Raw genomic sequence first — 26,483 nt, 5'->3', positions numbered from 1 at the left:
CGTTCAATTATTCACCGCTAACGTATGGAAGCAATGCCATTGTACGAGCGCGCTTGATCGCACGAGTCAACTTACGTTGGTACTTAGCGTTTGTTCCAGTTACACGACGTGGAAGAATTTTTCCACGCTCAGAGATGAATTTCTTAAGAAGATCCACATCTTTGTAATCGATATGTGTAATTCCGTTTGCTGTGAAGTAGCATACCTTACGGCGTCTACGTCCACCTCTACGTCCTCCTGCCATGTGATTCGCCTCCTATCATTTTAGATTATTCGTATCGTTCGTTTAGAATGGCAGATCATCATCAGAAATGTCGATCGGCTGACCGTCATTTGCAAATGGATCCTCATCTACACGTGTATAGTTATTATTGTTGTTGTTGCGCTGTTGATTCTGATTCTGACTATAAGGATTTCCTTGGTCACGCTGACCTCCACCCGAATAGCCCGGACTTCCTCCACGATCGCCTTGATTCGCACTGCGCGGTTCCAAGAACTGAACGCTTTCTGCTACAACTTCCGTCATAAACACACGACGTCCATCTTGTCCTTCGAAATTACGTGTTTGAATGCGACCGTCAACGCCAGCTAAGCTGCCTTTTTTAAGAAAGTTTGCTACATTCTCTGCAGGGCGACGCCATACAACGCAATTAATAAAATCTGCTTCCCGTTCTCCTGATTGATTCGTAAAACTACGATTCACTGCAAGAGTAAACGAAGCAACAGCTACTCCATTCGGAGTATATTTTAATTCAGGGTCTTTGGTTAAACGCCCTACTAATACAACTCGGTTCATCATCAGAATCAACCCCTTCCTTCTAGTATCCTGTTTCACGTGAAACATTCATAGAAGTGTATCTTAAAACGTTCGGATTATTCTTCTTCTTTAACAACGATATGACGGATAATGTCGTCACTGATCTTAGCCAAACGATCGAATTCGTTTACAGCTTCAGTGTTAGCGTTCATCTTCACTAGTTGGTAGAAACCATCACGGAAATCGTTGATTTCATACGCTAAACGACGTTTACCCCAATCTTTTGACTCGATGATTTCCGCACCGTTCGTTGATAAAACGTTATCGAAACGCTCAACTACTGATTTCTTTGACTCATCGTCAATGTTTGGGCGGACAATGTACATAACTTCGTACTTTCTCATCTGAATGTCACCTCCTCGTGGTCTATGCGGTCCTTTCGTTTTGAAAGGACAAGGAGCAATGCGTTCATTACTCACGAAATAGAATTATATCACAGCTTTTCTAGTATTGCAATATATCGTAGGATATCTGATAGATTTTATATTCATCCAATTTTAATCACCGCTTTTGATTTCCGTGGCAGACTTCGCTTTCCGCGGGCGAGCGGTGAGCCTCCTCGGCTTCGCCTGCGGGGTCTCACCTGTCTCGCTTTCCCGCAGGAGTCTTCGTCTGCCACTCCAATCAAAAGCTAGAAACGGTATATACTCACAAAAATGCATCTGCATAAATACTGCAATAAAATCAAAAAACACAAAAAAAGAAAAAAGACCGGAGTGGCCCCGGCCTTTCAGTATAACTCTTATACGTTAAAACGGAAGTGGATGACGTCTCCGTCTTTTACGAGATATTCTTTACCTTCAAGTCGTACTTTACCGGCTTCCTTGGCTGCTCCCATTGTTCCTGCTTCCACCAGGTCATCATAGGATACGGTTTCCGCCCGGATGAAGCCTCTTTCGAAGTCGGAGTGGATGACTCCGGCACATTGAGGAGCTTTCATGCCTTCGCGGAACGTCCAAGCACGGACTTCCTGTACACCTGCCGTGAAGTAAGTGGCAAGTCCAAGAAGTGAGTATGTTGCACGAATCAGCTGATCAAGGCCTGATTCTTCAATTCCAAGCTCCTGAAGGAACATCGCTTTCTCCTCATCATCAAGTTCAGCAATTTCAGATTCGATTTTCGCACAAACGACGATTACTTCAGCGTTGTCTTCTTTCGCAAATTCACGGACCTTTTGAACATATTCGTTGTCTGATGGATCAGAGATTTCATCTTCACTTACGTTCGCTACATATAGTACTGGCTTTGAAGTAAGAAGGTGAAGCTGCTTCACGAGTTTCATCTGCTCTTCGGAAAATTCAACCGTACGGGCAGGCTGCTCCGCTTCAAGTACTTCTTTCAGTTTCACAAGGATATCATGCTCGAATACCGCTTCTTTATCTTTTTGTTTCGCCATCTTTTGAACGCGGGCAAGACGCTTATCAACCGTTTCAAGGTCTGCAAGGATCAATTCAAGGTTGATGACCTCAATATCAGCAATCGGATCCACTTTTCCGGATACGTGTGTGATGTTGTCGTCTGCAAAGCAGCGGACTACCTGACAGATCGCATCGACTTGGCGGATGTGGGATAAGAATTTGTTTCCCAGCCCTTCACCTTTACTTGCGCCTTTAACGATTCCGGCAATATCGGTAAATTCGAATGCAGTAGGGACGGTCTTCTTCGGATCCACCAGCTCAGTCAATTTATCCAAGCGGTGATCTGGCACCTCTACGATTCCTACGTTCGGATCGATTGTACAGAAAGGATAGTTAGCAGATTCTGCTCCTGCTTTCGTGATTGCATTAAAAAGTGTTGATTTACCAACGTTCGGCAGCCCAACAATACCAGCTGTTAAAGCCATTTCGGTCACTCCTCTTTATTGTTCTTATCTATGAAAAATCGTGTTTTGATGTTAATTCTTCTAAATGGTCGAACCCTTCACAATTATAGAGTTAATGGAGGGAAAAGACAAGTAGTGGTTATTGATACGGTCTCTGATACCGAACATAAAAAAACACCCTGCCGCAGAAAAACGAGAGGGTGTCCATTATTTTATTGAGTATGCCATCCCCTTGCAGCAGGAGGATTAAGCTTTCCCAGACAGGGGTATGAAAAAAGTAATTATTCTTGGGAACTTGCCAGTACTTTTTTCATTTTTTTTGTGAAATCCTTACGTGGAATCATCACACTGTGGCCGCAGCCTTCGCATTTGATACGGATATCCATACCAAGACGGATCACTTTCCAGCGATTGACTCCACAAGGGTGAGGTTTTTTCATCTCTACTACATCATTTAATTGGAATGTCTTTTGCTCCATCAGCCTTCCTCCTGTCCAAGTCTTTTTTTATCATGATATGGCTGTGCGTGGATATCCTCATTTCTCGAATACATGACCATGCGAGGGAATGGAATTTCGATACCATGCTTATCAAGAACAAGTTTCACATCTTTTCGGATCATCCTGGCAATATACCAGTGTCTCATAGGTACAGTTTCCGCGACGATCCGGATGACCACATCCGAAGCTCCAAGCGTCTGGACGCCCAGCAGCTCTGGCGGATTCACCAGGTCTTCATATTTTTGCGGAAGAGTGATAAGCAGGTCCTGAATGACTTTTTCTGCCTCATCTATGTTCTCCTCATAGGCAATGCTGACATCCACGACAGCGATACTGTTATGAATGGAGAAGTTCGTGACCTCTGTGATGTTACCATTCGGGAAAATATGCAGTTCACCCGTCCAGCTTTTTATTTTCGTCGTACGGAGGCCGATTTCTTCAACAGTTCCTTCTGCAGACCCAATTCTGACATAGTCACCGACGGAAAACTGATCTTCAAAGATGATGAAGAAACCTGTAATGATGTCACGTACAAGGTTCTGGGCTCCAAAACCGATGGCAAGACCGACGATTCCGGCACCTGCGATCAACCCTTTTATATCGATGCCGAGCGTCGAGAGGATGGTCATCAGACTGATGAAGTACACCACATATGTCAATACATTCTCAAGCAGCTTTAACAAAGTGGCTTCGCGCCGCTCCGTGAATTTGAGGGGAGCCTTCGAACGCACCCTGAATATATTACGGATGGCTGTCCTGCCCAGTTTCAACGCAATATATGTAATCAGCATGATCGCTGCGATCTTAAGTGTGTTCGTTCCTAATGTTACCCATAGGTCATTGTCGATAATTTTATCCACCGTGTCATCAACTGTTTTTTTAACATCTTCAGGAGTTGTGTTTGCCATATTGAAGTATCACCTGCTTTTTTCAGTAATAAGTTACGTATTATTCTATCAAGTTTCCCGAACCTTGGGTAGTTCTAACCTATACTTACAAATTAAAACGAAATTTTTTATTTTATGAAAAATCATCCTTCTTTATGTATGAAAAAACAATATCGGCCGTATAATGATAAAAACTCTTTCCCGGAAACCTACCAATCAAAGGAGTGGAAGTCATGAATCTTAAAAAAGGACTATTCGAACGGAAATCTGAGCCTTTCAGGGTCTTTCATCAGGATGAGCACGCTGCAAGGGATCTTTCCGTTCAACTGGCATCCATACTTCCCACTCTATATAGGACACGTCCGATTGTATTTGTTTGTATAGGCACCGATCGATCCACTGGTGATTCGTTGGGTCCATTGATAGGATCCCTGCTGGAAGAGCAGGCCATAGGCATATTTCATGTGTACGGGACCCTGGATGATCCGATTCATGCGGTGAACCTTGAGGAGAAGATACAGGAGATCAAAGGGAAGCACCTCAATCCATTTATCATTGGGATTGATGCCTGTCTTGGCAGATTGAAAAGTGTGGGGGCCATCCAGCTGTGTGATGGACCGTTAAAACCGGGTGCAGGTGTTAATAAAGAACTGCCCGAGGTAGGGAACATACACCTCACTGGGATTGTGAACGTCAGTGGCTTCATGGAGTTCTTTGTCCTTCAAAATACCCGATTAAACCTTGTGATGAAGATGGCGAAAACGATGGTGGAAGCCATTGTGCTGGCTGAAGAAATCATCGAACGCAGGAATGCAATAAGCATTGAAAAGTGGAGAGAAGAATTACATTGATATAAAAAAGGGAGGCGCTATTGCCTCCCTTTTTGTCAGCTTACATATATAAATGATAAGCGTGGATCACGCCGACAACAAGCGCTACCACTAAAATACCCGGCAATAAGTTGGCTACCCGTATCTTGGTGATTCCTATCAGGTTCAGCCCGATGGCAAAAATCATGATACCGCCGGTCGCCGTCATCTCCACAATATAAGCATCCATAAGCTCCTGCGGGACCCATTGATGAATCTGAGTGGCAAATAGTGCGATCAGCCCTTGATAAAGGACAACCGGGACAGCAGAAAACATGACCCCGATTCCCAACGTAGTCGTCAAGATCAAGGAAGTGAAACCATCGATGATCGACTTTGTATAGAGAACATCATGATCTCCCCTTATACCACTGTCAAGAGCCCCGATGACAGCCATTGCACCAATGACAAAGATCAAAGTGGCAGTAACAAATCCTTGTGAAATGGATGTTTCTTTCTTGCTTCCCAGCTTCTTTTCCAACCATGCACCGACTGCGTTCAGCTTGTCCTCTAAATTCATCCATTCCCCCCAGGCCGCCCCGAGAGCCAGACTGATGATGACAACGAGGAAATTCTCGCTTTTCAGTCCCATTTGCAAGCCAAGGACAACTACCGCTAATCCAATGGCTTTCATCACGGTACCCTTCATATTTTCGGGGATGCGGTGAAGGAAGACCCCAAGCAGCGTCCCGATAATAATACATACTCCATTTACAAGCGTCCCTAATAATACCATACACGTTCCCCTTATCCAGACTAGAATCTTTTTGCTATTTTCTTAAAAGGGAAGAGGACTGACCCTTTGTATAAAAAGGGGCAGTCCTTTCTCTGATTCAACCTTTAAATTCAGCCGCGTTCTTTATTTATCCTGAAGCAGCTCCAATATCCGGTCCAAGTCTTCCTTGGAGAAAAATTCAAGTTCAATTTTCCCTTTTTTCTTGGATTGTTTGATTGTCACCGTTGTTCCAAATCGCTCACGCAGCATGGATTCCTGTTCTTTAATGAATACATCTTTCTTCTTCTCAGGCTTCTTTGTTTCACGTGAAACACTTCCGTTCATTTCACCGACGATTTTTTCAAGCTGGCGAACGTTCAATGATTCTTTCAGGATACGATTCACGAGGGTCGAAAGATTCTTTTTGTTTTTCAATCCCAGCAAGGCACGGCCGTGACCCATCGTTAATTTCCCTTCAGAAATCAATTCTTGGATCGGTGCCGGCAATGAAAGCAGCCGAATATGGTTTGCGATATGAGGACGGCTTTTCCCTAAGCGTTTTGCCACTTCCTCCTGGGTGATTTTCAGCTTATCCATTAACATCTGATACGCTGCCCCTTCTTCAATCGGAGTCAAATCCTCCCGCTGAAGGTTTTCCAGTACGGCAAGTTCCATCATCTGCTGGTCATTCAATTCACGGACCACCACAGGGACAACGTCTAACTTGGCAGCGGTCGCTGCACGGTAACGCCGTTCTCCAACCACGATTTCGTACCCTTTAATCGACTTTCTGACAATGATCGGCTGCAGAATCCCGTGCTCCAAAATCGATTCCTTTAACTCTTCGATTGCACCAGGGTCAAAAATTTTACGCGGCTGATAAGGATTCGGCCGTATGTCTTTCAGCTTTACTTCTTGAACACTTTCTTCATTTTGAGGAGATTGTACGTTTTGAAAAAGGGCATTAATACCCTTCCCTAAACCTTTAGCCATTCGCCACCACTTCCTTTGCCAGTTCTAAATAAACTTCCGCTCCCCTGGACTTAGCATCATAAATAATGATGGGTTCACCGTGACTGGGTGCTTCACTCAAGCGAACATTACGCGGGATAATTGTGCGGTACACTTTATCTTGAAAGTACTTCTTGACCTCTTCGATGACTTGAATTCCAAGGTTAGTACGGGCATCCAGCATGGTTAACAGCACACCGTCTATCATCAATTCATGATTCAGGTGTTTTTGAACTAAGCGCACCGTGCTCAAAAGCTGGCTCAATCCTTCGAGTGCATAATATTCACATTGCACCGGGATCACGACTGCATCCGAAGCTGTCAGTGCATTAATCGTCAAGAGCCCTAAAGATGGCGGGCAATCAATAATAATATAGTCATATTCATCTTTGACTTTTTCCAATGCTTTCTTCAATCGAACTTCACGAGATATGGTGGGAACTAATTCAATTTCCGCCCCTGCTAATGATATGGTTGCAGGCACAATTGTAAGGTTCTCGACTTTGGATTGTTTGATGGTTTCTTTTACATCGACATCATCAACGAGAACATCATAAATGCATTGATGTACATCACCTTTTTCCACTCCAACACCACTCGTGGCATTTCCTTGGGGGTCGATATCTACGAGCAGAACTTTTTGCCCTATGTATGCTAAGCACGCACCCAAATTAACGGAAGTGGTCGTTTTGCCCACACCGCCTTTTTGGTTGGTCACCGCTATTATTCTTCCCAAGGTTGTCACCTACCTTTTAACGGCCAAGCTTGGTCGTTTTTCTTCATCGTATTCTTCTATTCTATCAAAATTCGAGGGAAAATGTCTGATTCTTTTTTGAAAATAATGAAAGCTTCTCTTTCAATAATTGGAAAAAATAAATTCTACATAAAAGAAAAGTAGAATCCCGGTGAAAAATGTCATATTTCCGTGGAAATTATTATTTGAAATTGAAAATATCCAGGCTGGTCATCAATTAATGAATGAAGGGTTTATGCTAGACCGTTTCTTTCTGCTGCAGGCACTTGCTTTCCGCGGGGAGGAAGTCGAGCCTCCTCGGCATTCTGCCTGCGGGGTCTCGACCTTTCCTCTATCTCCCGTCGGAGTCAAGTGCCTTCCGCTTCAATCCACTCTGTCTTCTTATGTTGAGTTGTAATTAACAGAACAAACCTATAATGAAATTCCTAAAAAAAAGCAAACAAAAAAGCAAGAAACACCCAATATCTGTTTCTCGCTTTTTATGAATCTATTTTTTCTTGGGAATGCGAATGGTAAATTGATAGAATTCGTCGTGCTCTTCTTCCTCGGCGTTGAGGTTGATCCCGCTGTCGGAGACCATGGAAAGAGATTGACGGATTGTATTGACGGCTATGCGCATGTCCTTCGAGAATGCTTTACGCTTCGGCTTTGGTTTTTGGGCAGAGCCTTCCAGCATTTTTACCACTCTGTCCTCTGTCTGCTTGACATTCAAGCTTTTTTCGACGATTTCACCAAGAAGCTCGATCTGTTTCTCGGGTTTTTTCAATGGAATCAGTGCACGTGCATGTCGTTCCGTAATTTTCTTATCTAATAAAGCATGATGAATTTCTTCTGGAAGCTTTAGGAGACGAAGCTTATTTGCCACTGTGGACTGTCCTTTTCCTAAACGCTGAGCAAGTGCTTCCTGGGTCAGATTATGCAATTCCAGCAATTTTCCGTAGGCAATCGCTTCTTCAATCGGAGAAAGCTCTTCCCTTTGCAGGTTTTCGATTAAAGCGACTGAAGCCGTTTCGGTATCGCTCAGGTTTTTGACGATGGCAGGAACGGTTTCCCAGCCAAGTTTTTGAACGGCTCTGTAACGGCGTTCCCCTGCAATAATTTCAAACTGATCATCAGCCGACTGTCTGACAACGATCGGCTGTATGATTCCATGCGTGTGTATCGTTCTGGATAGCTCTTCTATTTTTTCATCATTAAAAACGGTTCTTGGTTGAAAGCGATTTGGAACGATTTGAGCCACTGGTATTTTCTTTACCTCATCTCGATCTTCCACTACACTTGATTCTTCAGATTCAACATCTTGCTCTTTTTCACCCAGACCAAAAAAACGAGAGAAAGGATGCTTCATCTTCCTACACCACCTTTAAGAAACTCCCTATATTATAATTCTCTAAAATATGACAAGTTCCTGCCTCATCTAGACATATTCACACAAATCACTACAGTAAAAGCATACCATTTTTCCTATAGAAGAAGAACCTTTCTGGTTCAAGTCCTATTCCAACGGTAATTTATTTGGTGTACCCGGCTTTCTTGGATACTTATTAGGTGTTTCTTTTACTTTGTTTATTTTCACGATATTACGTTCACTTTCTTCTTCGGGAAGGACAAATGAAAATACTTTTTCTGTCTGTCCTCCAAGTGTCGCAATCGCTTTTTTCCCTGTGTTTAATTCTTCGCTGGCATTTGAAGCCTTCATCGCTACGAACAATCCGCCTTTTTTCACGAGTGGCAGGCAAAGTTCGCTTAACACGGACATTCTGGCCACCGCCCTCGCTGTCACGATATCGTAGGATTCACGGTGTTCATTCTTTTTCCCGAAGGTCTCTGCCCGGTCATGGTAAAAATGAGTATTCTCCAGTCCCAGCTCTTTAGACAGATGATTCAGGAATGAAATACGTTTATTCAATGAATCGACAATGGTTATATGTAGGTGAGGGAAACAGATTTTAAGAGGGATACTTGGAAACCCTGCACCTGCTCCCACATCACATATCGTTTTCACATCGGTAAAATCAATAAAAAATGCTGCACTGATTGAATCATAGAAGTGCTTTAAATATACTTCTTCCTTGTCCGTGATGGCGGTCAGATTCATCTTTTCATTCCACTCGACAAGAATTTCAAAATAACGTTCGAATTGATCTAATTGCCCGGGAGAAAGAGAAATCCCCTTCTCCTCGAGCATGGATTGGAATTGGTCTACATTCATGCTATTACCCTTCCTTTGCCTATTGATCGCCTGAAACTTTCGCAATTTTCCCTTGTTCGATATACACAAGCAAGATTGAGATGTCAGCAGGATTGACCCCTGAGATTCTAGAAGCCTGAGCAAGTGACAGCGGGCGCACTTCAATCAGTTTTTGTCTGGCCTCTGAAGCCAAGCCGCTGATCGCTTCGTAATCAATGTTTTCAGGGATTTTTTTGTTTTCCATCTTTTTCAGCTTATCGACTTGTTGAAGGGATTTTTCGATATATCCTTCGTACTTCACTTGGATCTCTACCTGTTCTTCAACATCCGGAGAAAGCTCAGCCTCACTTGGTACAAGGCGTTTGATATGGCTGTAATTCATTTCAGGACGCTTCAATAGATCGGCTGCAAGAATGCCATCCTTCAGTTCACTGCCTCCAGCTTCACGGATGACGGCCTGAGTTTCTTCCACAGGTTTGATGCGGATGCCTTCGAGACGCTCCTTCTCAGCTTGGATCGCTTCTTTCTTTTCAGTGAAACGCTGGTATCTTTCGTCGGAAATCAACCCGATGTTTTTCCCGATATCCGTCAGGCGCAGATCTGCGTTGTCATGTCGTAATAATAATCGGTATTCAGCACGGGAAGTTAATAAGCGATAAGGCTCATTTGTTCCTTTTGTTATTAGATCGTCGATCAATACGCCGATATAAGCATCGGAACGGCTGAGGATGACTTCTTCTTTATCCAGGGCACGGCAGGCAGCATTGATACCGGCCATCAGTCCCTGTCCGGCAGCTTCTTCATAACCGGAAGTCCCGTTGATCTGTCCTGCAGTGTAAAGATTTTTGATTTTTTTCGTCTCAAGTGTCGGCCATAGTTGGGTCGGCACGATTGAATCGTACTCGATCGCGTATCCGGCACGCATCATCTGTACCTTTTCAAGACCAGGGATCGTAGAAAGGATTTTTTGCTGCACGTCTTCAGGAAGGCTCGTCGATAATCCTTGCACGTATACTTCCTGCGTGTTTCTTCCTTCAGGCTCCAGGAAGATCTGGTGACGCGGCTTGTCATGGAAACGAACCACTTTATCTTCGATGCTTGGGCAGTAACGAGGGCCCGTCCCTTTGATCATACCTGAATACATCGGAGAACGATGTAGATTCTCGTCGATTAATTTATGTGTTTCTTCATTTGTGTACGTCAGCCAGCAAGGCAGCTGATCCGTGATATATTTTGTTGTCTCATAACTGAACGCACGCGGTACATCATCACCCGGCTGAATTTCCGTTTTGGAATAATCGATTGATGAGCTGTTGACACGCGGAGGCGTTCCCGTTTTGAAACGGACCGTATCAAACCCAAGCTCCCTGAGATGATCCGCCAAGCGGATGGAAGGCTGCTGGTTGTTCGGACCGCTGGAGTATTTCAAGTCTCCCAGAATAATCTCCCCGCGCAGGAATGTACCTGTCGTAATGACGACCGTTTTTGCACGATAAGCGGCACCGGTCATGGTCACGACACCTTTACATTCACCGTCTTCGACGATCAACTCTTCGACCATTCCTTGAAGGAGGGTCATATTTGGTTCATTTTCAAGCGTGCGCTTCATTTCATGCTGATAAAGGAATTTGTCTGCCTGCGCTCTAAGGGCACGGACAGCCGGACCTTTCCCTGTATTCAGCATCCGCATCTGAATATGCGTTTTATCGATATTACGCCCCATCTCACCACCGAGGGCATCAATTTCACGTACTACAATCCCTTTTGCCGGACCGCCGACAGATGGATTACACGGCATAAAGGCAACCATATCAAGATTGATGGTCACCATTAACGTTTTCGCTCCCATCCGGGCAGAAGCCAGTCCCGCTTCAACGCCGGCATGTCCAGCACCAATGACAATGACATCATATTGTCCTGCGTCATATTGCATGGTTTATTTTTTCCTCCTTATGGATGAGTCGTCCACCCATCCAACTAATATAATGTTTATTTTCCTAAGCAGAATTGAGAAAACAGCTGGTCAATCAGGCTTTCATGGACGCTGTCGCCGATGATTTCACCTAACAGCTCCCATGTTCTCGTTAAATCGATTTGCGCGATATCGATCGGCGTTCCCATTTCTACACTGTTGATTGCTTCGTTGATTGCTTGCGATGCTTGATTCAATAGTGCGATGTGACGGCTGTTCGACACATATGTGATATCCCCTGATTCAATGGATCCGGCGAAGAACAGGGACGATATGGCTTCTTCCAGCTCATCGATCCCTTCTTCTTCAAGTAAGGCCGTGGTCACAAGAGGATGTTCTTTTGCCAGTTCCCTGACTCGACCCAAGTCGATCTTTTGCGGAAGATCCGTCTTATTCACAATGACGATGACGTCCATCCCTTTTACCGCTTCAAAAAGCTGTTCATCCTCGTGGGTCAGCTCGTCGGCATAGTTGAGTACCAACAGAATCAGATCCGCTTCTTTCAGAACCTGCCTTGAGCGTTCGACACCGATGCGCTCGACAATGTCTTCTGTTTCGCGGATTCCTGCAGTATCGACAAGACGGAGCGGCACCCCGCGTACATTCACATACTCTTCGATGACATCGCGGGTCGTACCCGGGATATCTGTCACGATTGCTTTATTTTCATGCACAAGGCTGTTCAATAAAGAAGATTTCCCTACGTTCGGACGTCCGATGATGACAGTGGATAGCCCCTCGCGAAGGATCTTCCCCTGTTCGGATGTCCGGATCAGTTTATCAATTTCGTCTCGTACGTGTTTTGATTTCTCCAATAGGACATGATGGGTCATTTCTTCCACATCGTCGTATTCCGGATAGTCAATGTTCACCTCGACATGGGCGAGGGTCTCAAGGATTTCCTGACGAAGTTTCCGGATCAGATTGGAAAGGCGTCCCTCCATCTGATTCAAAGCCACGTTCATTGCCCGGTCCGTTTTCGCACGGATCAGATCCATGACGGCTTCTGCCTGCGATAAATCGATGCGGCCATTCAAGAAGGCCCGCTTTGTAAATTCACCAGGCTCCGCTAACCTCGCCCCATGCTTCAAGACAAGCTGAAGAACTTTATTGACGGAAACCAGTCCGCCATGACAATTGATTTCAATAATATCTTCACGGGTAAAGGTTTTTGGTCCTCTCATGACAGAGACCATAACCTCTTCCACTACCTGTTCGGTATCCGGATCGATGATATGTCCGTAATGAATGGTATGAGAGGCAAACTCCTTCATGGAAGTACCCTTCATTCCCCTAAACACTTTCGCTCCGATGTCAAAGGCTTCATCCCCGCTCAAACGAACGATGGCAATGGCTCCTTCACCCATCGGGGTAGAGATGGCTGCAATTGTATCCAGTTCCATTCTTATCACCTCTCTTTTTTATCGGTTTTGATCTATATGAACGAATGAAATTCAGAGAGCAAAGTTTCCCCAAATTATTAGAATATCACAAACCTATTTAATACAAAAGAAACTAATTTCCTTTGTTGTCACGTTATCCACAGACTATTTTCTCTTATCTCTATTATTTTAACTTATCCACATGTGAATAACAATAAACCGGGTCAAAAAGGAATATCCACAAGGTGGCAGTGTTGGAAGTTCGATGCGTATGGTGGATTTGTCATAGTGGGTTTTACAGTAGAGGGATCAAAAGCGGAACGAGGTTTCATTTTCAAAATCAACATGATAGACAATGTTGAAACATGAAGCAAACAAAAAGACGACCCCTCAAAAAGGATCGTCTCTATCAACCTTATTTAGGTGCAATGACAATATACCGATTCGGTTCCCGGCCTTCAGAATACGTGTCCACTTTTTTAGCATTCACTAGCGCAGTATGGATCACTTTTCTTTCATAAGAAGGCATCGGTTCCAGCGAAACAGGGCGATTGGTGCGCAGCGCTTTATCTGCAAGCCTCTCTGCCAGATTGGTAAGAGTCTGGCGGCGGCGCTCACGATAGTTTTCTGCATCCAAAAGAATGGTTAAAAATTGATCGGACACCTTATTTGCCGCCAATTGCGTCAAATGCTGAAGTGCATTTAAGGTTTGTCCTCTTTTACCAATTAAAAGGGCCATTTTTTCACCTGATAAACGAAATTCAATATCTCTGCCATTCTGATGCACATCAATGGAAGCTTCCACTCCCATTGCGCGTGCTACGGATAACAAGAAATCTTTCGCTTCATCAACCGGGTTGATTGCTTTTTTCACCTGTACGGCTGCAGGTCTTCCGCCGAACAGTCCGAACAGGCTTTTTTTACCTTGGTCTATAACTTCGATTTCTGCTTCTTCTTTGGTGATGTTCAGTTGAGACAAGGCTGATTCAATGGCTTCTTCCACCGTTTGACCAGTCGCTTTCACTTCTCTCACTTTTTCTTTCCTCCCGAACCACCAGCTTTTGCAGCTTGTACTTCCCTGATATCAGGACCTTTGATGAAATATGTCTGAACGATCATGAAGATATTACCGATTACCCAGTATAGTGAAAGGGCTGACGGGAAGTTGATGGCAAAGATCACGATCATCACCGGCATGATATAAAGCATCATGGCCATTTGAGGATTTTGATCCGCCGTACCTGCCATCATCAGCTTTTGCTGGATGAATGTTGTAATACCGGCAACGACCGCCAGAATAATATCTCTTTCTCCAAGGTCGAACCACAAGAAATTATGTTCTGCAATTTCTCTTGTACGGACAATCGCGTGATAAAATCCGATCAAAATAGGCATTTGAACAATCAGTGGGAAACATCCTGCCAGAGGGTTGACTCCATGTGACTGGAATAACGCCATTGTTTCCTGTTGCAGCTTTTGTTGAGTCTGAGCATCTTTTGAACTGTATTTTTCACGAAGCTTTTTCATTTCAGGCTGCAATGCCTGCATCGCTTTGGAATTTTTCGTTTGTTTGATCATTAAAGGTAAGATTGCTAAACGGATGATCAGCGTTACAATGATGATCGCCATACCATAGGAGCCGCTGAACCAATCTGCAACCATTGTAATTAATTGTGATAATGGCCACACAATATATTCATTCCAAAAACCTGAACTTTCAGGTGTGATGGGCTGGTTATATTCCGTACAGCCTGATAAAACAGTCATTAGCCCAATAATTGCCATCAGGGCTATAATTCTCTTTTTCACCCTTATTTTCCTCCCAACTAATATGTTTCTGCAAGGCTCTTTTCATATAAGGTTGTTTTACCATACATTCATTCAGATCCCTTTACCAACATACGCAAAGAACAATCTATCAGAAAACAGCCGTTTACTAATAGGCAAGGACACGTTTCCCCACCCTTTTTTCAAAAAGTACAATCCCTCGTATTGTAACATCTTTTTAAAGGATTGTGATGTTGAAACTTGTCTAAATACTAAATACTTTTTTACTTTTTTCTATCATTTTTACCATCAGAAGGCTTTTTCAATACTTTCCCTCTTTTTAATACATGGGTAATACTGCTTTTTACTTCATGAAAATTCATGTCGGCCGCCGGTTTTCTGGCGATGATCAAATAATCGTGGTTATCTTGAACGTCTTCACGCAATTCTAAAAAAGCCTGCCTTACGTAGCGTTTGATTTTATTCCGGCACACCGCATTCCCGATTTTCTTGCTGACGGAGATCCCGATCCGGAAAGGCTGTGCTTCTTCCTGTTTTAAGGAATACAGAACAAATTGCCTGTTTGCAAATGATGTCCCTTTTTTAAATATCTCTTGAAATTCTTTGTTTTTCTTTACTCTTTGTTCTTTCCGCATAAGCCACACCTATTTTTTGTTTTTCCATAAGTCTTTCATATAATAGAAGATCTTAATCACTTTTGTCCGATTACTAGAAAAAAAGACCACTGAGTCAGTTCAGTGGTCTAAGCAGATAATACTTTTCTTCCTTTAGCACGGCGACGAGCTAATACTCTACGTCCGTTTTTAGAGCTCATACGCGCACGGAAACCGTGTACTTTACTTCTCTTACGATTATTTGGTTGAAACGTTCTTTTCATCTATTGACACCTCCCTGAAGGGTTCATCTTCATAAGTTAAAGACATTCTACACTATTATAAAGACGTCAACCACAAAAAGTCAACACTCAGATTATTTTATTTTTGGGTATCTAAAATTTACTAGTGACTTGGTTTGTCTTTTGCTTTTAACTGCTCCGATTGCCGCTTATGATTTCCGTGCAAGACTTCGCTTTCCGCGGGTGACCCGTGAGCCTCCTCGGCTTCGCCTGCGGGGTCTCACATTGGCCACTTCTCCCGCAGGAGTCTTCGTCTTGCACTCCAATCAACGCTGGATCCGTTAAAGAAAAGAAGGAAGTTTTCTTACAGGTGAAAATGTCCAAGCAGAATGAGTTTTGATTAACAAATCCACTTCTACTAATTACTGCTGCTTACAATAGTAAAAATACAGAGTGTATTGGAGCTGGAGGCATTTGACTCCTGCGGGAAGAGAGAAAAGGTCGAGACCCCGGAGGCGAAACGCCGAGGAGGCTCGACTTTCTCCCCGCGGAAAGCAAATGCCTCCAGCGGAAAGAAACGGACTACGATTCAGCTGTCTAGCTCGGAAATGAAAAGCGGCAATCAGAATTGCTTAAAAGGGATAGTTACCAAAATAAATTTTTCTCACAAATCACCTTCTACAAAATCTCTCCCACCACACATAAAATCGGCCTGTGGATAGAATTCGACACGATTTTTAATTATCCACAACAGCTATTGACAGGTTTTTCACAAGTTCTACCCTTGTGGACAATTTCATTCCACAACTGACAGGGGTTGTGGATAATATTTAAAAACCATTGCACCTCTAAGGATATTTTGATATGATTATTGTGTTTTCACTCTTGATAACTGCAATTACGTAATTTACTTATCCACAAAATGTGGATATCATGTGGGTAACTTATTCAGATGGTTTGTAAAACCTTGTCCACAAGTGGTGGATATTGTCGACTAACCATTTTCTTTCCTTATTATATATATTTTCCACATTCAGTACATTGTATTTTTATAAGATAACGAGATTAGAGTCGTTTACAAGTTATACAGAGGTTGTACAAGTATGAAAAGCTGGCGTTTCAGCCGGACAAAGAAAATGAAAAGGAGGGATCAGGTTTGGAGAATATCGGGGATCTTTGGAGCAAAGCCTTGGAAAATATCGAGAAAAAAATCAGTAAGCCAAGCTTCGACACTTGGCTGAAATCGACGAAGGCACACTCCATACAAGGAGATACTCTTGTGATTACCGCTCCGAATGAGTTTGCGAGAGATTGGCTGGAAGGCCGTTATTCTCAGTTAATCTCAGGAGTGTTGTATGACATCACCGGCGAAGAACTGGTTGTTAAATTCATTATTCCCCAAAATCAGGAGCCGGAAGAGTTTGATATTCCAGTACCGCCGAAAAAAGCGGCAAAAGACGATGATCAGTATGATCTCAATCAGAATATGCTGAATCCCAAATATACATTCGATACGTTTGTCATTGGCTCGGGGAACCGCTTCGCACACGCTGCATCTTTGGCAGTCGCCGAAGCACCGGCCAAAGCCTACAACCCTTTATTTATTTACGGGGGCGTAGGACTTGGAAAGACTCACTTGATGCATGCGATCGGCCATTATGTGCTCGAACATAATCCGGCTGCAAAAGTGGTCTATCTTTCTTCTGAAAAATTCACGAATGAGTTCATCAACTCCATCCGTGACAACAAAGCGGTCGATTTCCGAAATAAATACCGGAGCGTCGATGTGCTGTTAATTGACGATATTCAATTCTTGGCCGGTAAAGAACAGACACAAGAGGAATTTTTCCATACGTTTAATACATTGCATGAAGAAAGTAAGCAGATTGTCATTTCCAGTGACCGTCCTCCCAAAGAGATCCCGACACTTGAGGACCGCCTTCGTTCCCGCTTTGAATGGGGCCTTATTACCGATATTACTCCTCCTGATCTGGAAACGAGAATCGCGATTTTAAGGAAAAAGGCAAAAGCAGAAGGCCTGGATATCCCAAATGAGGCCATGCTATATATCGCAAATCAAATCGATACGAACATCCGTGAGCTGGAAGGCGCCCTGATCAGGGTCGTTGCGTACTCTTCACTTATCAATAAGGATATAAATGCCGACCTTGCAGCGGAAGCATTAAAGGATATCATTCCAAGCTCAAAGCCCAAGGCCATTACAATCCAGGAGATCCAGCGCGTTGTCGGCGAGCATTTCAATGTGAAAATCGAGGATTTCAAAGCAAAGAAACGAACGAAATCCATCGCATTTCCGCGTCAAATCGCTATGTATCTTTCCAGGGAGATGACCGATTCTTCCCTTCCTAAAATAGGCGAAGAATTCGGCGGCCGAGATCACACAACCGTCATCCACGCCCACGAAAAAATCAGCACCCTGCTCGGAGCAGACGCTCTCCTGCAGCAGCAGCTGAAAGACATCAGGGATTCGTTGAAGTAATAAGTGTATTAGAAAGCTAGTGGAAACTTGATCGGATATTAAACTGCAGATCAGTACGCTCCACTGAATAAACTGATTGGCTGGGAAGCATTATGTACTAGTTAATGTCCTATCAAGGATATAACTAGTCCCAGCAGTTGATTGGAGTGCAGGACGAAGACTCCTGCGGGAATAGCGACGCTGGCGAGACCCCGCAGGCGCAGCCGAGGAGGCTCACCGCTCGCCCGCGGAAAGCGAAGTCCTGCACGGAAATCAACTGCGGTATTCAAAGGGGCTTTCTCAAATAATCGTAAATCTCACAACTGAATACTGTTGATAACCGAGACCAACTAGCACACAGTCTGTCCACATGTGGATAGGCTGTGTTTCCGTTCAATTCACACACTTATCCACATATCAACAGGCCCTACTAGTACTATTACTTTTTTAAAATAAATTATTAATATATGATTCAGTCCATAAAATTATGTGCAAATTGGAGGAAATAATCATGAAATTTGTTATTCAGAGGGACGATCTCGTTCAAAGCGTTCAAGATGTCATGAAGGCTGTTACGTCTAGAACAACCATCCCTATACTTACGGGAATCAAAATCATTGCAACAGAAGAAGGAGTAACCTTAACAGGAAGCGACTCTGATATTTCAATCGAATCATTTATCCCCAGAGAAGAAGAAGGCTCGGAAATTGTCGAAATCATGGAAACCGGAGGAATTGTGCTGCAAGCGAAATTCTTTAGTGAAATCGTTAAAAAACTTCCTAGAGACACCGTTGAAATCGAAGTCCAAAATCATTTCCAGACGGTCATTCGTTCCGGTAAAGCAGAATTCAATTTGAATGGATTGGATCCGGAAGAGTATCCGCATCTTCCACAAATCGAAGAAGGGAATGGAATCAAAGTTTCCACTGACCTTTTAAAAACGATGATCAGGCAAACGGTATTCGCAGTGTCCACCTCAGAAACACGCCCCATCTTGACAGGTGTAAACTGTCAGATCGAAAATGGGGAGCTGAGCTGTATTGCAACAGATAGTCACAGGCTGGCAATGAGAAAAGCGCCGATTGAAACAAACCATGATGCGTCTTACAATATCGTCATTCCAGGGAAGAGCTTGAATGAGCTGAATAAAATCCTTGATGATACGGACGAGCCAGTTGAAATCGTTATTACTGAAAACCAGGTGCTTTTTAAAGCGAAGCACTTATTATTCTTCTCAAGATTGTTGGAAGGGAATTACCCGGATACAAGCCGTTTGATTCCGTCTGATACAAAGACAGAACTTACGCTCGCGACGAAGGAATTCTTGCAGGCGATCGACCGTGCTTCGCTACTGGCGAGAGAGGGAAGAAACAATGTCGTAAAACTTTCTACCCTTGAGGACGGCATAATCGAAATTTCATCCAATACCCCGGAGATCGGGAAAGTCATCGAACAGGTTCAAAGTCAATCTGTAGAAGGTGAAGAACTGAAGATTTCATTCAGTGCGAAATACATGATGGATGCACTGAAAGCCATCGAAGGGACTGAAATCTATGTGAATTTCACAGGAGCGATGAGACCATTTGTGTTAAAACCGCTTCATGATGATTCCATCCTTCAGTTGATTCTTCCGGTTAGAACGTATTAATAGTGTTTAAGCTGATACCTTCTTTGAGAAGGTGTCGGCTTTTTCATTTGTAAAAGGTGTTGCGAGAAATGGAGTTTCTTGTCGAATTGTCGGCAAACTAATGTTTATTGTCCGAGTCCGCCGATTTTTGTCCGCTTTACAAAAATATTGTCCGCCAATCCCACTTTTCGTCCGTATTCCCCCAATATTGTTCGATTACTTTATTCCGCAAGTCTATTCAATTCCAATCTACCTCTCCAAGTAAGCTGATAGACCTTCTATCTTTCGTTAGTTGTGACTTAAGCAAATTTAGAGTAAAATAAGATATTAGAGACTTTATACGGAAAGTAGTGATTCTAGTGGAGAAAAAGATCACGATTTCGACGGAGATCATTACACTCGGGCAGTTCCTGAAACTTGCAGATGTGATTCAATCCGGCGGGATGGCAAAATGGTTTTTAAGTGAATACGAGGTATACATAAACGGTGAACAGGACCAGAGAAGAGGAAGAAAGCTTGCAGTCGGGGACAAAGTTGAAATTCCGGAAGTAGGAGTCTTTGTGGTTGCTGGAGAATAATAAAGGATGTTATGTCCATGTATATTGAAGAATTGGAATTGAAAAATTATCGGAATTACGAGTCGATCGAAGTGAATTTCGAAAACAAGGTGAACGTCATCCTCGGGGAAAACGCCCAGGGTAAGACGAACATTATGGAGTCTATCTACGTTCTGGCAATGGCAAAATCCCACCGGACGTCAAATGACAAAGATTTAATCCGTTGGGACGAGGAATATGCTAAAATAAAAGGTAGGATTCAAAAGTATAATGGACCATTGCCTTTGGAACTTGTCCTTTCTAAAAAGGGCAAGAAAGCAAAGTGCAATCACCTTGAACAGTCAAAGCTGAGTCAATACGTCGGCAATATGAATGTTGTCATGTTTGCGCCTGAAGATCTCCATCTTGTAAAAGGGAGCCCTCAAGTTAGGCGTCGTTTTATTGATATGGAAATCGGGCAGGTTTCACCTGTTTATTTACATGATATCAGCCTTTATCAAAAAATATTACAACAGCGTAATCATTATTTGAAACTTTTGCAGACGAGAAAACAGACAGATCAGACGATGCTTGACGTACTGACCGAACAATTCATCGAGATGGCTGTCAAGATAGTTAAGAAACGGTTTGAATTCGTCCAGCTGCTTGAGAGTTGGGCAAAACCGATCCATTCAGGAATCTCAAGGAACCTTGAAACGCTGGAAATCCTTTATAAACCCTCTTTGGATGTATCAGATGATCAAGATTGGTCAAAAATGGTAGAGGTATATGAACGGAAATTTGAAGGGATCCGCGAGCGTGAAATCGATCGGGGGGTCACTCTTGCCGGACCGCACCGGGACGATCTGCAGTTCATCGTGAACGGACGCGACGTCCAGACGTTCGGATCGCAGGGGCAGCAGCGGACAACGGCCCTTTCTGTAAAACTGGCAGAAATTGAACTCATCCACTCTGAAATAAAAGAATATCCGATTCTTCTTCTTGATGATGTGCTGTCTGAGCTTGATGATTACCGTCAATCCCATTTGCTAAACACGATACAGGGCAAGGTACAGACCTTTGTCACGACCACCAATGTGGATGGGATCGATCATCAGACGCTGAACGAGGCAGCGCAATTCGAAGTGGAAGCGGGAACTATGAAAAGACTGAAATGAGGTGGTACCTTGTACATTCATGTCGGAGAAGATGTCATGGTACGAACAGATGATATCATCGCAATAATCGATCGAGATACCGTACAGTTTTCAGAAGAATTACAGCTTTTTTTGAAGAATAAAGATAATCACCTTTGTAATCTTGCAAAGGGTTCATATAAATCTCTCGTTATTACGAAGGATCAATTGTATCTTTCCCCACTAGCATCAAGCACGCTTAAGAAACGATCAAAGAAATACTCAAACTATGAGAATTTATTATAGAAATACAAGCCCGAAAGGTTAGAAAGTGTAGGTGAATCGGCATGGCTATGGAACAAAAGCAAGCACAAGGTCAATCCTATGATGAAAATCAGATTCAGGTTTTAGAAGGATTGGAAGCCGTACGTAAACGACCAGGAATGTATATTGGTTCAACAAGCGGCAAGGGTCTTCATCACTTGGTATGGGAAATCGTGGATAACAGTATCGACGAAGCACTTGCCGGATATTGTGATGAAATCGAAGTGATCATCGAAGAAGACAACAGCATCACGGTTACCGATAACGGACGCGGAATTCCGGTCGGGATACATGAGAAGATGGGACGTCCTGCCGTAGAGGTCATCATGACCGTCCTTCACGCCGGCGGTAAATTCGGCGGCGGGGGATACAAGGTTTCCGGAGGACTGCATGGTGTTGGTGCTTCAGTCGTTAACGCCCTGTCAACGGAACTTGAAGTCAATGTCCACCGTGACGGAAAAATCCATTACCAAAAGTTCGAAAAAGGTGTTCCAAGCTTCGACCTTAAAATAATCGGTGAGACAGACAAGACGGGAACGGTCATTCATTTCACTCCTGACCCTGAGATCTTCACGGAAACAACTGAATATGACTTTGAAACACTGGCGAACCGTATTCGCGAACTGGCATTCTTGAATAAAGGCATTCAGTTAAGCATTGAAGACAAGCGCGGTGAAGGAAAGCGCAAGGACTATCTTTACGAAGGCGGGATTAAATCCTATGTCGAGCATTTAAACCGTTCGAAAGAAGTCATCCATGAAGAACCGATCTTCATCGAAGGTGAAAAAGATGATATTACAGTGGAAATCGCCCTGCAATACAATGACGGCTTTGCAAGCAATATCTACTCTTTCGCCAACAACATCAACACCCATGAAGGCGGTACGCATGAGTCCGGCTTCAAAACGGCATTGACTCGTATAATCAATGACTATGCACGTAAAAATAATGTGTTTAAAGAAAGTGATGCGAACCTTTCAGGTGAGGATGTCCGTGAAGGTTTGACGGCCATCATCTCCATTAAACACCCGGATCCCCAATTCGAAGGGCAGACGAAGACGAAACTGGGTAACTCTGAAGCGAGGACGATCACGGATTCATTGTTCTCTGAACATCTGGAAACATTCCTGCTTGAGAATCCGGTCGTTGCAAGGAAAGTAGTCGAAAAAGGACTCATGGCTGCACGTGCGCGTATGGCTGCGAAGAAAGCAAGGGAGCTTACACGCCGTAAGAGTGCTCTCGAAATTTCAAGCCTGCCTGGTAAACTCGCGGACTGTTCTTCGAAGGACCCGGGTATCAGTGAAATCTATGTCGTTGAGGGTGACTCAGCCGGCGGATCTGCCAAGCAGGGCCGTGACCGTCATTTCCAGGCGATCCTGCCATTGCGAGGTAAAATCATCAACGTGGAAAAGGCCCGTCTTGATAAGATCCTCTCAAATAATGAGGTTCGGGCGATCATCACTGCGCTCGGTACAGGAATCGGGGAAGACTTCGATATCTCCAAAGCCAGATATCATAAAATCGTCATCATGACCGATGCCGACGTCGATGGTGCCCATATCCGGACGCTTCTGTTGACGTTCTTCTATCGTTATATGAGACAGATCATCGAAGCAGGATTCATCTACATCGCGCAGCCGCCGTTGTATAAGATCCAGCAAGGAAAGAAAATCGAATATGCGTACAACGACAAAGAACTCGATCGCATCCTGGCAGAAATTTCACCTACACCGAAACCTGGCATCCAGCGTTACAAAGGTCTAGGGGAAATGAACCCTGAACAGTTATGGGAAACCACAATGGACCCTGAAACAAGAACACTGCTTCAAGTAAGCCTGCAGGACGCCATCGAAGCCGATGAAACCTTTGAAATCCTCATGGGTGACAAAGTAGAACCGAGACGTAACTTCATTGAAGAAAATGCAGCTTATGTCAAAAACCTGGATATCTAAAATAAAATAAGGTTTTCGGATCGTGTTGCTCTTTCGCTATATAAAGAGCACCCAGTGGATTGGAGCGGAAGGCACTTGACTCCGGCGGGAAGTAGAGGAAAGGTTAAGACCCCGCAGGAGCGCAGCGACGAGGAGGCTCGACTTCCTCCCCGGAGAATCTTGTGCCTGGAGCGCAAAGGAACGGTCTGCGTGACCAGTGATTACAACCTTAGAAAACAACATTTTTAAAACAGGATAGACATCACCAATCTATCCTGTCTTTTACATAGCGGACAAGGTTAACAAAGAGAAAGGTCCAAATCTTTCTTCAAAAGGAGGTCCCTTACACTATGGCAGAAACACCAAGATCGAATGTTAAAGAAATTAATATAAGCAATGAGATGCGCTCGTCCTTCCTTGACTATGCGATGAGTGTCATCGTATCCCGTGCCCTTCCGGATGCCCGTGACGGTTTGAAGCCGGTTCACCGCCGTATTCTATATGCGATGAACGACCTTGGGATGACTGCGGATAAAGCCTACAAAAAATCTGCGCGTATCGTAGGTGAAGTAATCGGTAAGTATCACCCGCACGGTGACTCAGCGGTATATGACACAATGGTACGTATGGCACAGGATTTCAACTATCGCTACATGCTCGTGGACGGCCATGGAAACTTCGGTTCTGTGGACGGAGATGCAGCTGCAGCAATGCGTTATACGGAAGCACGTATGTCCAAGATCTCTATGGAACTGATCCGTGACATCAATAAAGATACCATCGACTACAAAGATAACTACGACGGCACAGAACGTGAACCGGAAGTTTTGCCTGCCCGTTTCCCTAATCTGTTAGTGAACGGTTCCTCAGGTATCGCGGTCGGGATGGCAACGAATATTCCGCCTCATAACCTCGGAGAAGTCATTGACGGGATCCTTGCACTGAGTAAAGAGCCTGAGATCACGATCCAGGAACTGATGGAATATATCCACGGACCGGACTTCCCTACTGCAGGATTGATTGTCGGAAGAAGCGGGATCCGCCGTGCCTATGAAACGGGTAAAGGTTCCATCACAATGCGTGCCCGTGTCGAAATCGAACAGAAGAGCAACGGGAAAGAAACGATCATCGTTCATCAAATCCCTTATCAAGTAAATAAAGCAAAATTGATTGAAAAAATAGCAGATCTTGTCCGCGATAAGAAAATCGACGGCATCACGGATCTTCGCGATGAATCAGACCGTAATGGTATGCGCATCGTCATTGAAGTCAGAAAAGACGCCAATGCCAATGTACTCTTGAACAACCTTTACAAACAGACGGCCCTTCAAACAAGCTTCGGGATCAATCTGCTGGCGCTTGTGAAGGGGCAGCCGAAGGTATTGAACCTCAAGCAGTGTCTGCAGGAATACCTGGAACACCAACGCGTCGTGATCCGCCGCAGAACCGAGTTCGAATTGCGCAAAGCGGAAGCAAGGGCCCATATCTTAGAGGGTCTCCGCATTGCGCTGGATCATATCGATGAAATCATTGCCCTGATCCGCGGCTCTCAAACAACGGAACTCGCGAAACAGGGGTTGATGGAGCAATTCTCTCTATCTGACAAGCAGGCTCAAGCGATCCTCGATATGCGTCTTCAGCGCTTAACAGGATTGGAGCGCGAAAAGATCGAAGATGAATATCAAGAGCTAGTCAAGTTGATTGCCGAACTGAAGGCTATTTTAGCTGACGATGAAAAAGTCCTTGAAATCATCCGTGAAGAGCTCCTTGAAATCAAAGAGCGCTTCAACGATGACAGAAGATCTGAAATCGTTGCCGGCGGAATTGAAAATATTGAAGATGAAGATCTGATCCCGCGTGAAAACATTGTGGTCTCTCTTACTCATAATGGCTATATCAAGCGCCTTCCTGTCTCCACTTACCGCAGTCAAAAACGCGGGGGACGAGGCATCCAAGGAATGGGTACGACGGGTGATGACTTTGTAGAACATCTTCTGACAACGTCGACTCATGACACGATCCTGTTCTTTACGAATAAAGGGAAAGCATACCGTGCCAAAGGATATGAAATCCCTGAATTCAGCCGTACGGCGAAAGGACTTCCGATCATCAACATGCTCGGTGTGGAAAAAGATGAGTGGATCAATGCGATGATCCGTGTAGAAGAGTTCGTGGATGACTGGTATCTATTCTTCACAACCAAACATGGTATTTCCAAGCGTACTCCTGTCTCTGATTTTGCCAATATCCGTACAAACGGACTCATTGCCATCAACCTCAGGGAGAACGATGAACTAATCTCCGTCAAACTCACGGACGGTGAAAAAGACATGATCATCGGTACGAAAAAAGGTATGCTGATCCGTTTCCCTGAAACCGATGTCCGTTCAATGGGAAGAACGGCCACCGGAGTGAAAGGGATCAACCTTTCCGATGATGATATCGTCGTAGGCATGGAGATTCTGGAAGAGAAGAGTGATATCCTTGTCGTAACCGTCAACGGCTACGGTAAGCGGACACCTGCCAGTGAATACAGAGTCCAAACCCGCGGTGGTAAAGGTCTTAAGACGTGCAACATAACCGATCGTAACGGGGAACTGGTTTCCGTTAAAGCTGTGACAGGCGAAGAAGATCTCATGATCATCACTGCCCACGGTGTCCTGATCCGTATGGACGTAAATGATATCTCCACAACCGGACGTAACACGCAGGGTGTGAAACTGATCCGTCTTCAAGAAAGTGAATTCGTTTCTACTGTAGCCAAAGTAGAAAAAGAAGAAGAGGAAGAAACAGCCGCACCTGTCGAAACATCCGAAGAGTCAGATGAACTTGAAGACAATGAAGCACTAAACAATGAAGAAGTTAATGATGAATCAGCAGACGATTCAGAAGAATAAATGACAATAA

Annotated in this window: 26 protein-coding genes; 9 read left to right on the top strand and 17 right to left on the bottom strand. The window is 44.1% G+C overall.

Features of this window, described 5'->3' with window-relative positions; all coding sequences use genetic code 11:
- Positions 1–7: 7 nt before the first annotated feature.
- The 6 genes from rpsR to HWX64_RS12140 form a co-directional block, all read right to left on the bottom strand.
- Positions 8–244 (bottom strand): 30S ribosomal protein S18, encoded by a 237-nt coding sequence (gene rpsR / locus HWX64_RS12165; RefSeq protein ID WP_175989837.1) that lies wholly within the window; start codon positions 242–244, stop codon positions 8–10.
- 42 nt (positions 245–286) lie between these two features.
- Positions 287–799, bottom strand: coding sequence for a single-stranded DNA-binding protein (ssb, locus tag HWX64_RS12160; protein ID WP_175989836.1), 513 nt, complete (start codon positions 797–799; stop codon positions 287–289).
- A gap of 74 nt (positions 800–873) precedes the next feature.
- Complete coding sequence (gene rpsF, locus HWX64_RS12155; protein WP_175989835.1) at positions 874–1,161, bottom strand: 30S ribosomal protein S6; 288 nt, start codon at positions 1,159–1,161, stop codon at positions 874–876.
- Positions 1,162–1,559: 398 nt separating this feature from the next.
- On the bottom strand, positions 1,560–2,660 hold the full coding sequence (ychF, locus tag HWX64_RS12150; protein ID WP_175989834.1) for a redox-regulated ATPase YchF: 1,101 nt from the start codon (positions 2,658–2,660) through the stop codon (positions 1,560–1,562).
- Positions 2,661–2,920: 260 nt separating this feature from the next.
- Positions 2,921–3,118: a DUF951 domain-containing protein gene (locus HWX64_RS12145; protein WP_175989833.1), complete on the bottom strand. Its 198-nt coding sequence runs from the start codon at positions 3,116–3,118 to the stop codon at positions 2,921–2,923.
- Positions 3,118–4,047, bottom strand: coding sequence for a mechanosensitive ion channel family protein (locus HWX64_RS12140; RefSeq protein WP_175989832.1), 930 nt, complete (start codon positions 4,045–4,047; stop codon positions 3,118–3,120). The genes HWX64_RS12145 and HWX64_RS12140 overlap by 1 nt, the downstream gene beginning before the upstream one ends.
- 212 nt (positions 4,048–4,259) lie before the next feature.
- Between HWX64_RS12140 and yyaC the strand changes: the two genes are divergently transcribed.
- On the top strand, positions 4,260–4,877 hold the full coding sequence (yyaC, locus tag HWX64_RS12135; protein WP_175989831.1) for a spore protease YyaC: 618 nt from the start codon (positions 4,260–4,262) through the stop codon (positions 4,875–4,877).
- A gap of 40 nt (positions 4,878–4,917) precedes the next feature.
- Here yyaC and HWX64_RS12130 read toward each other — a convergent pair whose 3' ends face one another.
- The 3 genes from HWX64_RS12130 to HWX64_RS12120 form a co-directional block, all read right to left on the bottom strand.
- Positions 4,918–5,631 carry a DUF554 domain-containing protein gene (locus HWX64_RS12130; RefSeq protein WP_175989830.1) on the bottom strand — a complete coding sequence of 238 codons (714 nt, stop codon included), beginning with the start codon at positions 5,629–5,631 and terminating at the stop codon, positions 4,918–4,920.
- A gap of 123 nt (positions 5,632–5,754) precedes the next feature.
- Positions 5,755–6,603: a ParB/RepB/Spo0J family partition protein gene (locus tag HWX64_RS12125; protein ID WP_175989829.1), complete on the bottom strand. Its 849-nt coding sequence runs from the start codon at positions 6,601–6,603 to the stop codon at positions 5,755–5,757.
- Complete coding sequence (locus HWX64_RS12120) at positions 6,596–7,357, bottom strand: ParA family protein (RefSeq protein WP_175989828.1); 762 nt, start codon at positions 7,355–7,357, stop codon at positions 6,596–6,598. Before HWX64_RS12120 ends, HWX64_RS12125 begins: the two co-directional genes overlap by 8 nt.
- Before the next feature lie 169 nt (positions 7,358–7,526).
- On the opposite strand from HWX64_RS12120, the gene HWX64_RS12115 reads away from it, so the two are divergent.
- Positions 7,527–7,772, top strand: coding sequence for a hypothetical protein (locus HWX64_RS12115; protein ID WP_175989827.1), 246 nt, complete (start codon positions 7,527–7,529; stop codon positions 7,770–7,772).
- Positions 7,773–7,862: 90 nt separating this feature from the next.
- On the opposite strand, the gene noc is transcribed toward HWX64_RS12115, so the two are convergent.
- From noc to rpmH, 8 genes are all read right to left on the bottom strand, one after another.
- Positions 7,863–8,723, bottom strand: coding sequence for a nucleoid occlusion protein (noc, locus tag HWX64_RS12110; RefSeq protein WP_175989826.1), 861 nt, complete (start codon positions 8,721–8,723; stop codon positions 7,863–7,865).
- A 147-nt stretch (positions 8,724–8,870) separates the two neighbouring features.
- Positions 8,871–9,587 carry a 16S rRNA (guanine(527)-N(7))-methyltransferase RsmG gene (rsmG, locus tag HWX64_RS12105; protein ID WP_175989825.1) on the bottom strand — a complete coding sequence of 239 codons (717 nt, stop codon included), beginning with the start codon at positions 9,585–9,587 and terminating at the stop codon, positions 8,871–8,873.
- Positions 9,588–9,606: 19 nt separating this feature from the next.
- Positions 9,607–11,499 carry a tRNA uridine-5-carboxymethylaminomethyl(34) synthesis enzyme MnmG gene (mnmG, locus tag HWX64_RS12100; RefSeq protein ID WP_175989824.1) on the bottom strand — a complete coding sequence of 631 codons (1,893 nt, stop codon included), beginning with the start codon at positions 11,497–11,499 and terminating at the stop codon, positions 9,607–9,609.
- A gap of 56 nt (positions 11,500–11,555) precedes the next feature.
- On the bottom strand, positions 11,556–12,935 hold the full coding sequence (gene mnmE / locus HWX64_RS12095) for a tRNA uridine-5-carboxymethylaminomethyl(34) synthesis GTPase MnmE (protein WP_175990712.1): 1,380 nt from the start codon (positions 12,933–12,935) through the stop codon (positions 11,556–11,558).
- Positions 12,936–13,335: 400 nt separating this feature from the next.
- Complete coding sequence (gene jag / locus HWX64_RS12090) at positions 13,336–13,953, bottom strand: RNA-binding cell elongation regulator Jag/EloR (RefSeq protein ID WP_175989823.1); 618 nt, start codon at positions 13,951–13,953, stop codon at positions 13,336–13,338.
- Positions 13,950–14,729, bottom strand: a complete 780-nt coding sequence (spoIIIJ, locus tag HWX64_RS12085; RefSeq protein WP_175989822.1) for a YidC family membrane integrase SpoIIIJ — start codon at positions 14,727–14,729, stop codon at positions 13,950–13,952. Before spoIIIJ ends, jag begins: the two co-directional genes overlap by 4 nt.
- 242 nt (positions 14,730–14,971) lie before the next feature.
- Positions 14,972–15,343: a ribonuclease P protein component gene (gene rnpA, locus HWX64_RS12080; protein ID WP_175989821.1), complete on the bottom strand. Its 372-nt coding sequence runs from the start codon at positions 15,341–15,343 to the stop codon at positions 14,972–14,974.
- A 107-nt stretch (positions 15,344–15,450) separates the two neighbouring features.
- Entirely contained in the window at positions 15,451–15,585 is a 135-nt protein-coding gene (rpmH, locus tag HWX64_RS12075; protein ID WP_175989820.1) for a 50S ribosomal protein L34, read from the bottom strand.
- 1,114 nt (positions 15,586–16,699) lie between these two features.
- Here rpmH and dnaA point away from each other — a divergent pair.
- The 7 genes from dnaA to gyrA all read left to right on the top strand — a co-directional run bounded on the left by dnaA (position 16,700) and on the right by gyrA (position 26,473).
- A complete protein-coding gene (dnaA, locus tag HWX64_RS12070) occupies positions 16,700–18,043 on the top strand; it encodes a chromosomal replication initiator protein DnaA (RefSeq protein WP_175989819.1) in 1,344 nt (447 codons plus the stop codon).
- Positions 18,044–18,533: 490 nt separating this feature from the next.
- Positions 18,534–19,670 (top strand): DNA polymerase III subunit beta, encoded by a 1,137-nt coding sequence (gene dnaN, locus HWX64_RS12065; protein WP_175989818.1) that lies wholly within the window; start codon positions 18,534–18,536, stop codon positions 19,668–19,670.
- 338 nt (positions 19,671–20,008) lie between these two features.
- Positions 20,009–20,227 carry a S4 domain-containing protein YaaA gene (gene yaaA / locus HWX64_RS12060; protein ID WP_175989817.1) on the top strand — a complete coding sequence of 73 codons (219 nt, stop codon included), beginning with the start codon at positions 20,009–20,011 and terminating at the stop codon, positions 20,225–20,227.
- 17 nt (positions 20,228–20,244) lie between these two features.
- Complete coding sequence (gene recF / locus HWX64_RS12055) at positions 20,245–21,363, top strand: DNA replication/repair protein RecF (RefSeq protein WP_175989816.1); 1,119 nt, start codon at positions 20,245–20,247, stop codon at positions 21,361–21,363.
- Between the two features lie 9 nt (positions 21,364–21,372).
- The gene (remB, locus tag HWX64_RS12050) at positions 21,373–21,627 is read left to right on the top strand and encodes an extracellular matrix regulator RemB (RefSeq protein ID WP_175989815.1); all 255 of its coding nucleotides are present in this window, start codon (positions 21,373–21,375) and stop codon (positions 21,625–21,627) included.
- Positions 21,628–21,674: 47 nt separating this feature from the next.
- Complete coding sequence (gene gyrB, locus HWX64_RS12045) at positions 21,675–23,597, top strand: DNA topoisomerase (ATP-hydrolyzing) subunit B (RefSeq protein ID WP_175990711.1); 1,923 nt, start codon at positions 21,675–21,677, stop codon at positions 23,595–23,597.
- Between the two features lie 329 nt (positions 23,598–23,926).
- On the top strand, positions 23,927–26,473 hold the full coding sequence (gyrA, locus tag HWX64_RS12040; RefSeq protein ID WP_175989814.1) for a DNA gyrase subunit A: 2,547 nt from the start codon (positions 23,927–23,929) through the stop codon (positions 26,471–26,473).
- The last annotated feature ends 10 nt before the right edge of the window (positions 26,474–26,483 follow it).

The organism is Bacillus sp. Marseille-Q1617, from assembly GCF_903645295.1.
GTDB lineage: Bacteria > Bacillota > Bacilli > Bacillales > Bacillaceae_B > Rossellomorea.
Note: the sequence above shows the minus strand (reverse complement) of the source record. Positions and strands in the feature narration are given on the sequence as shown.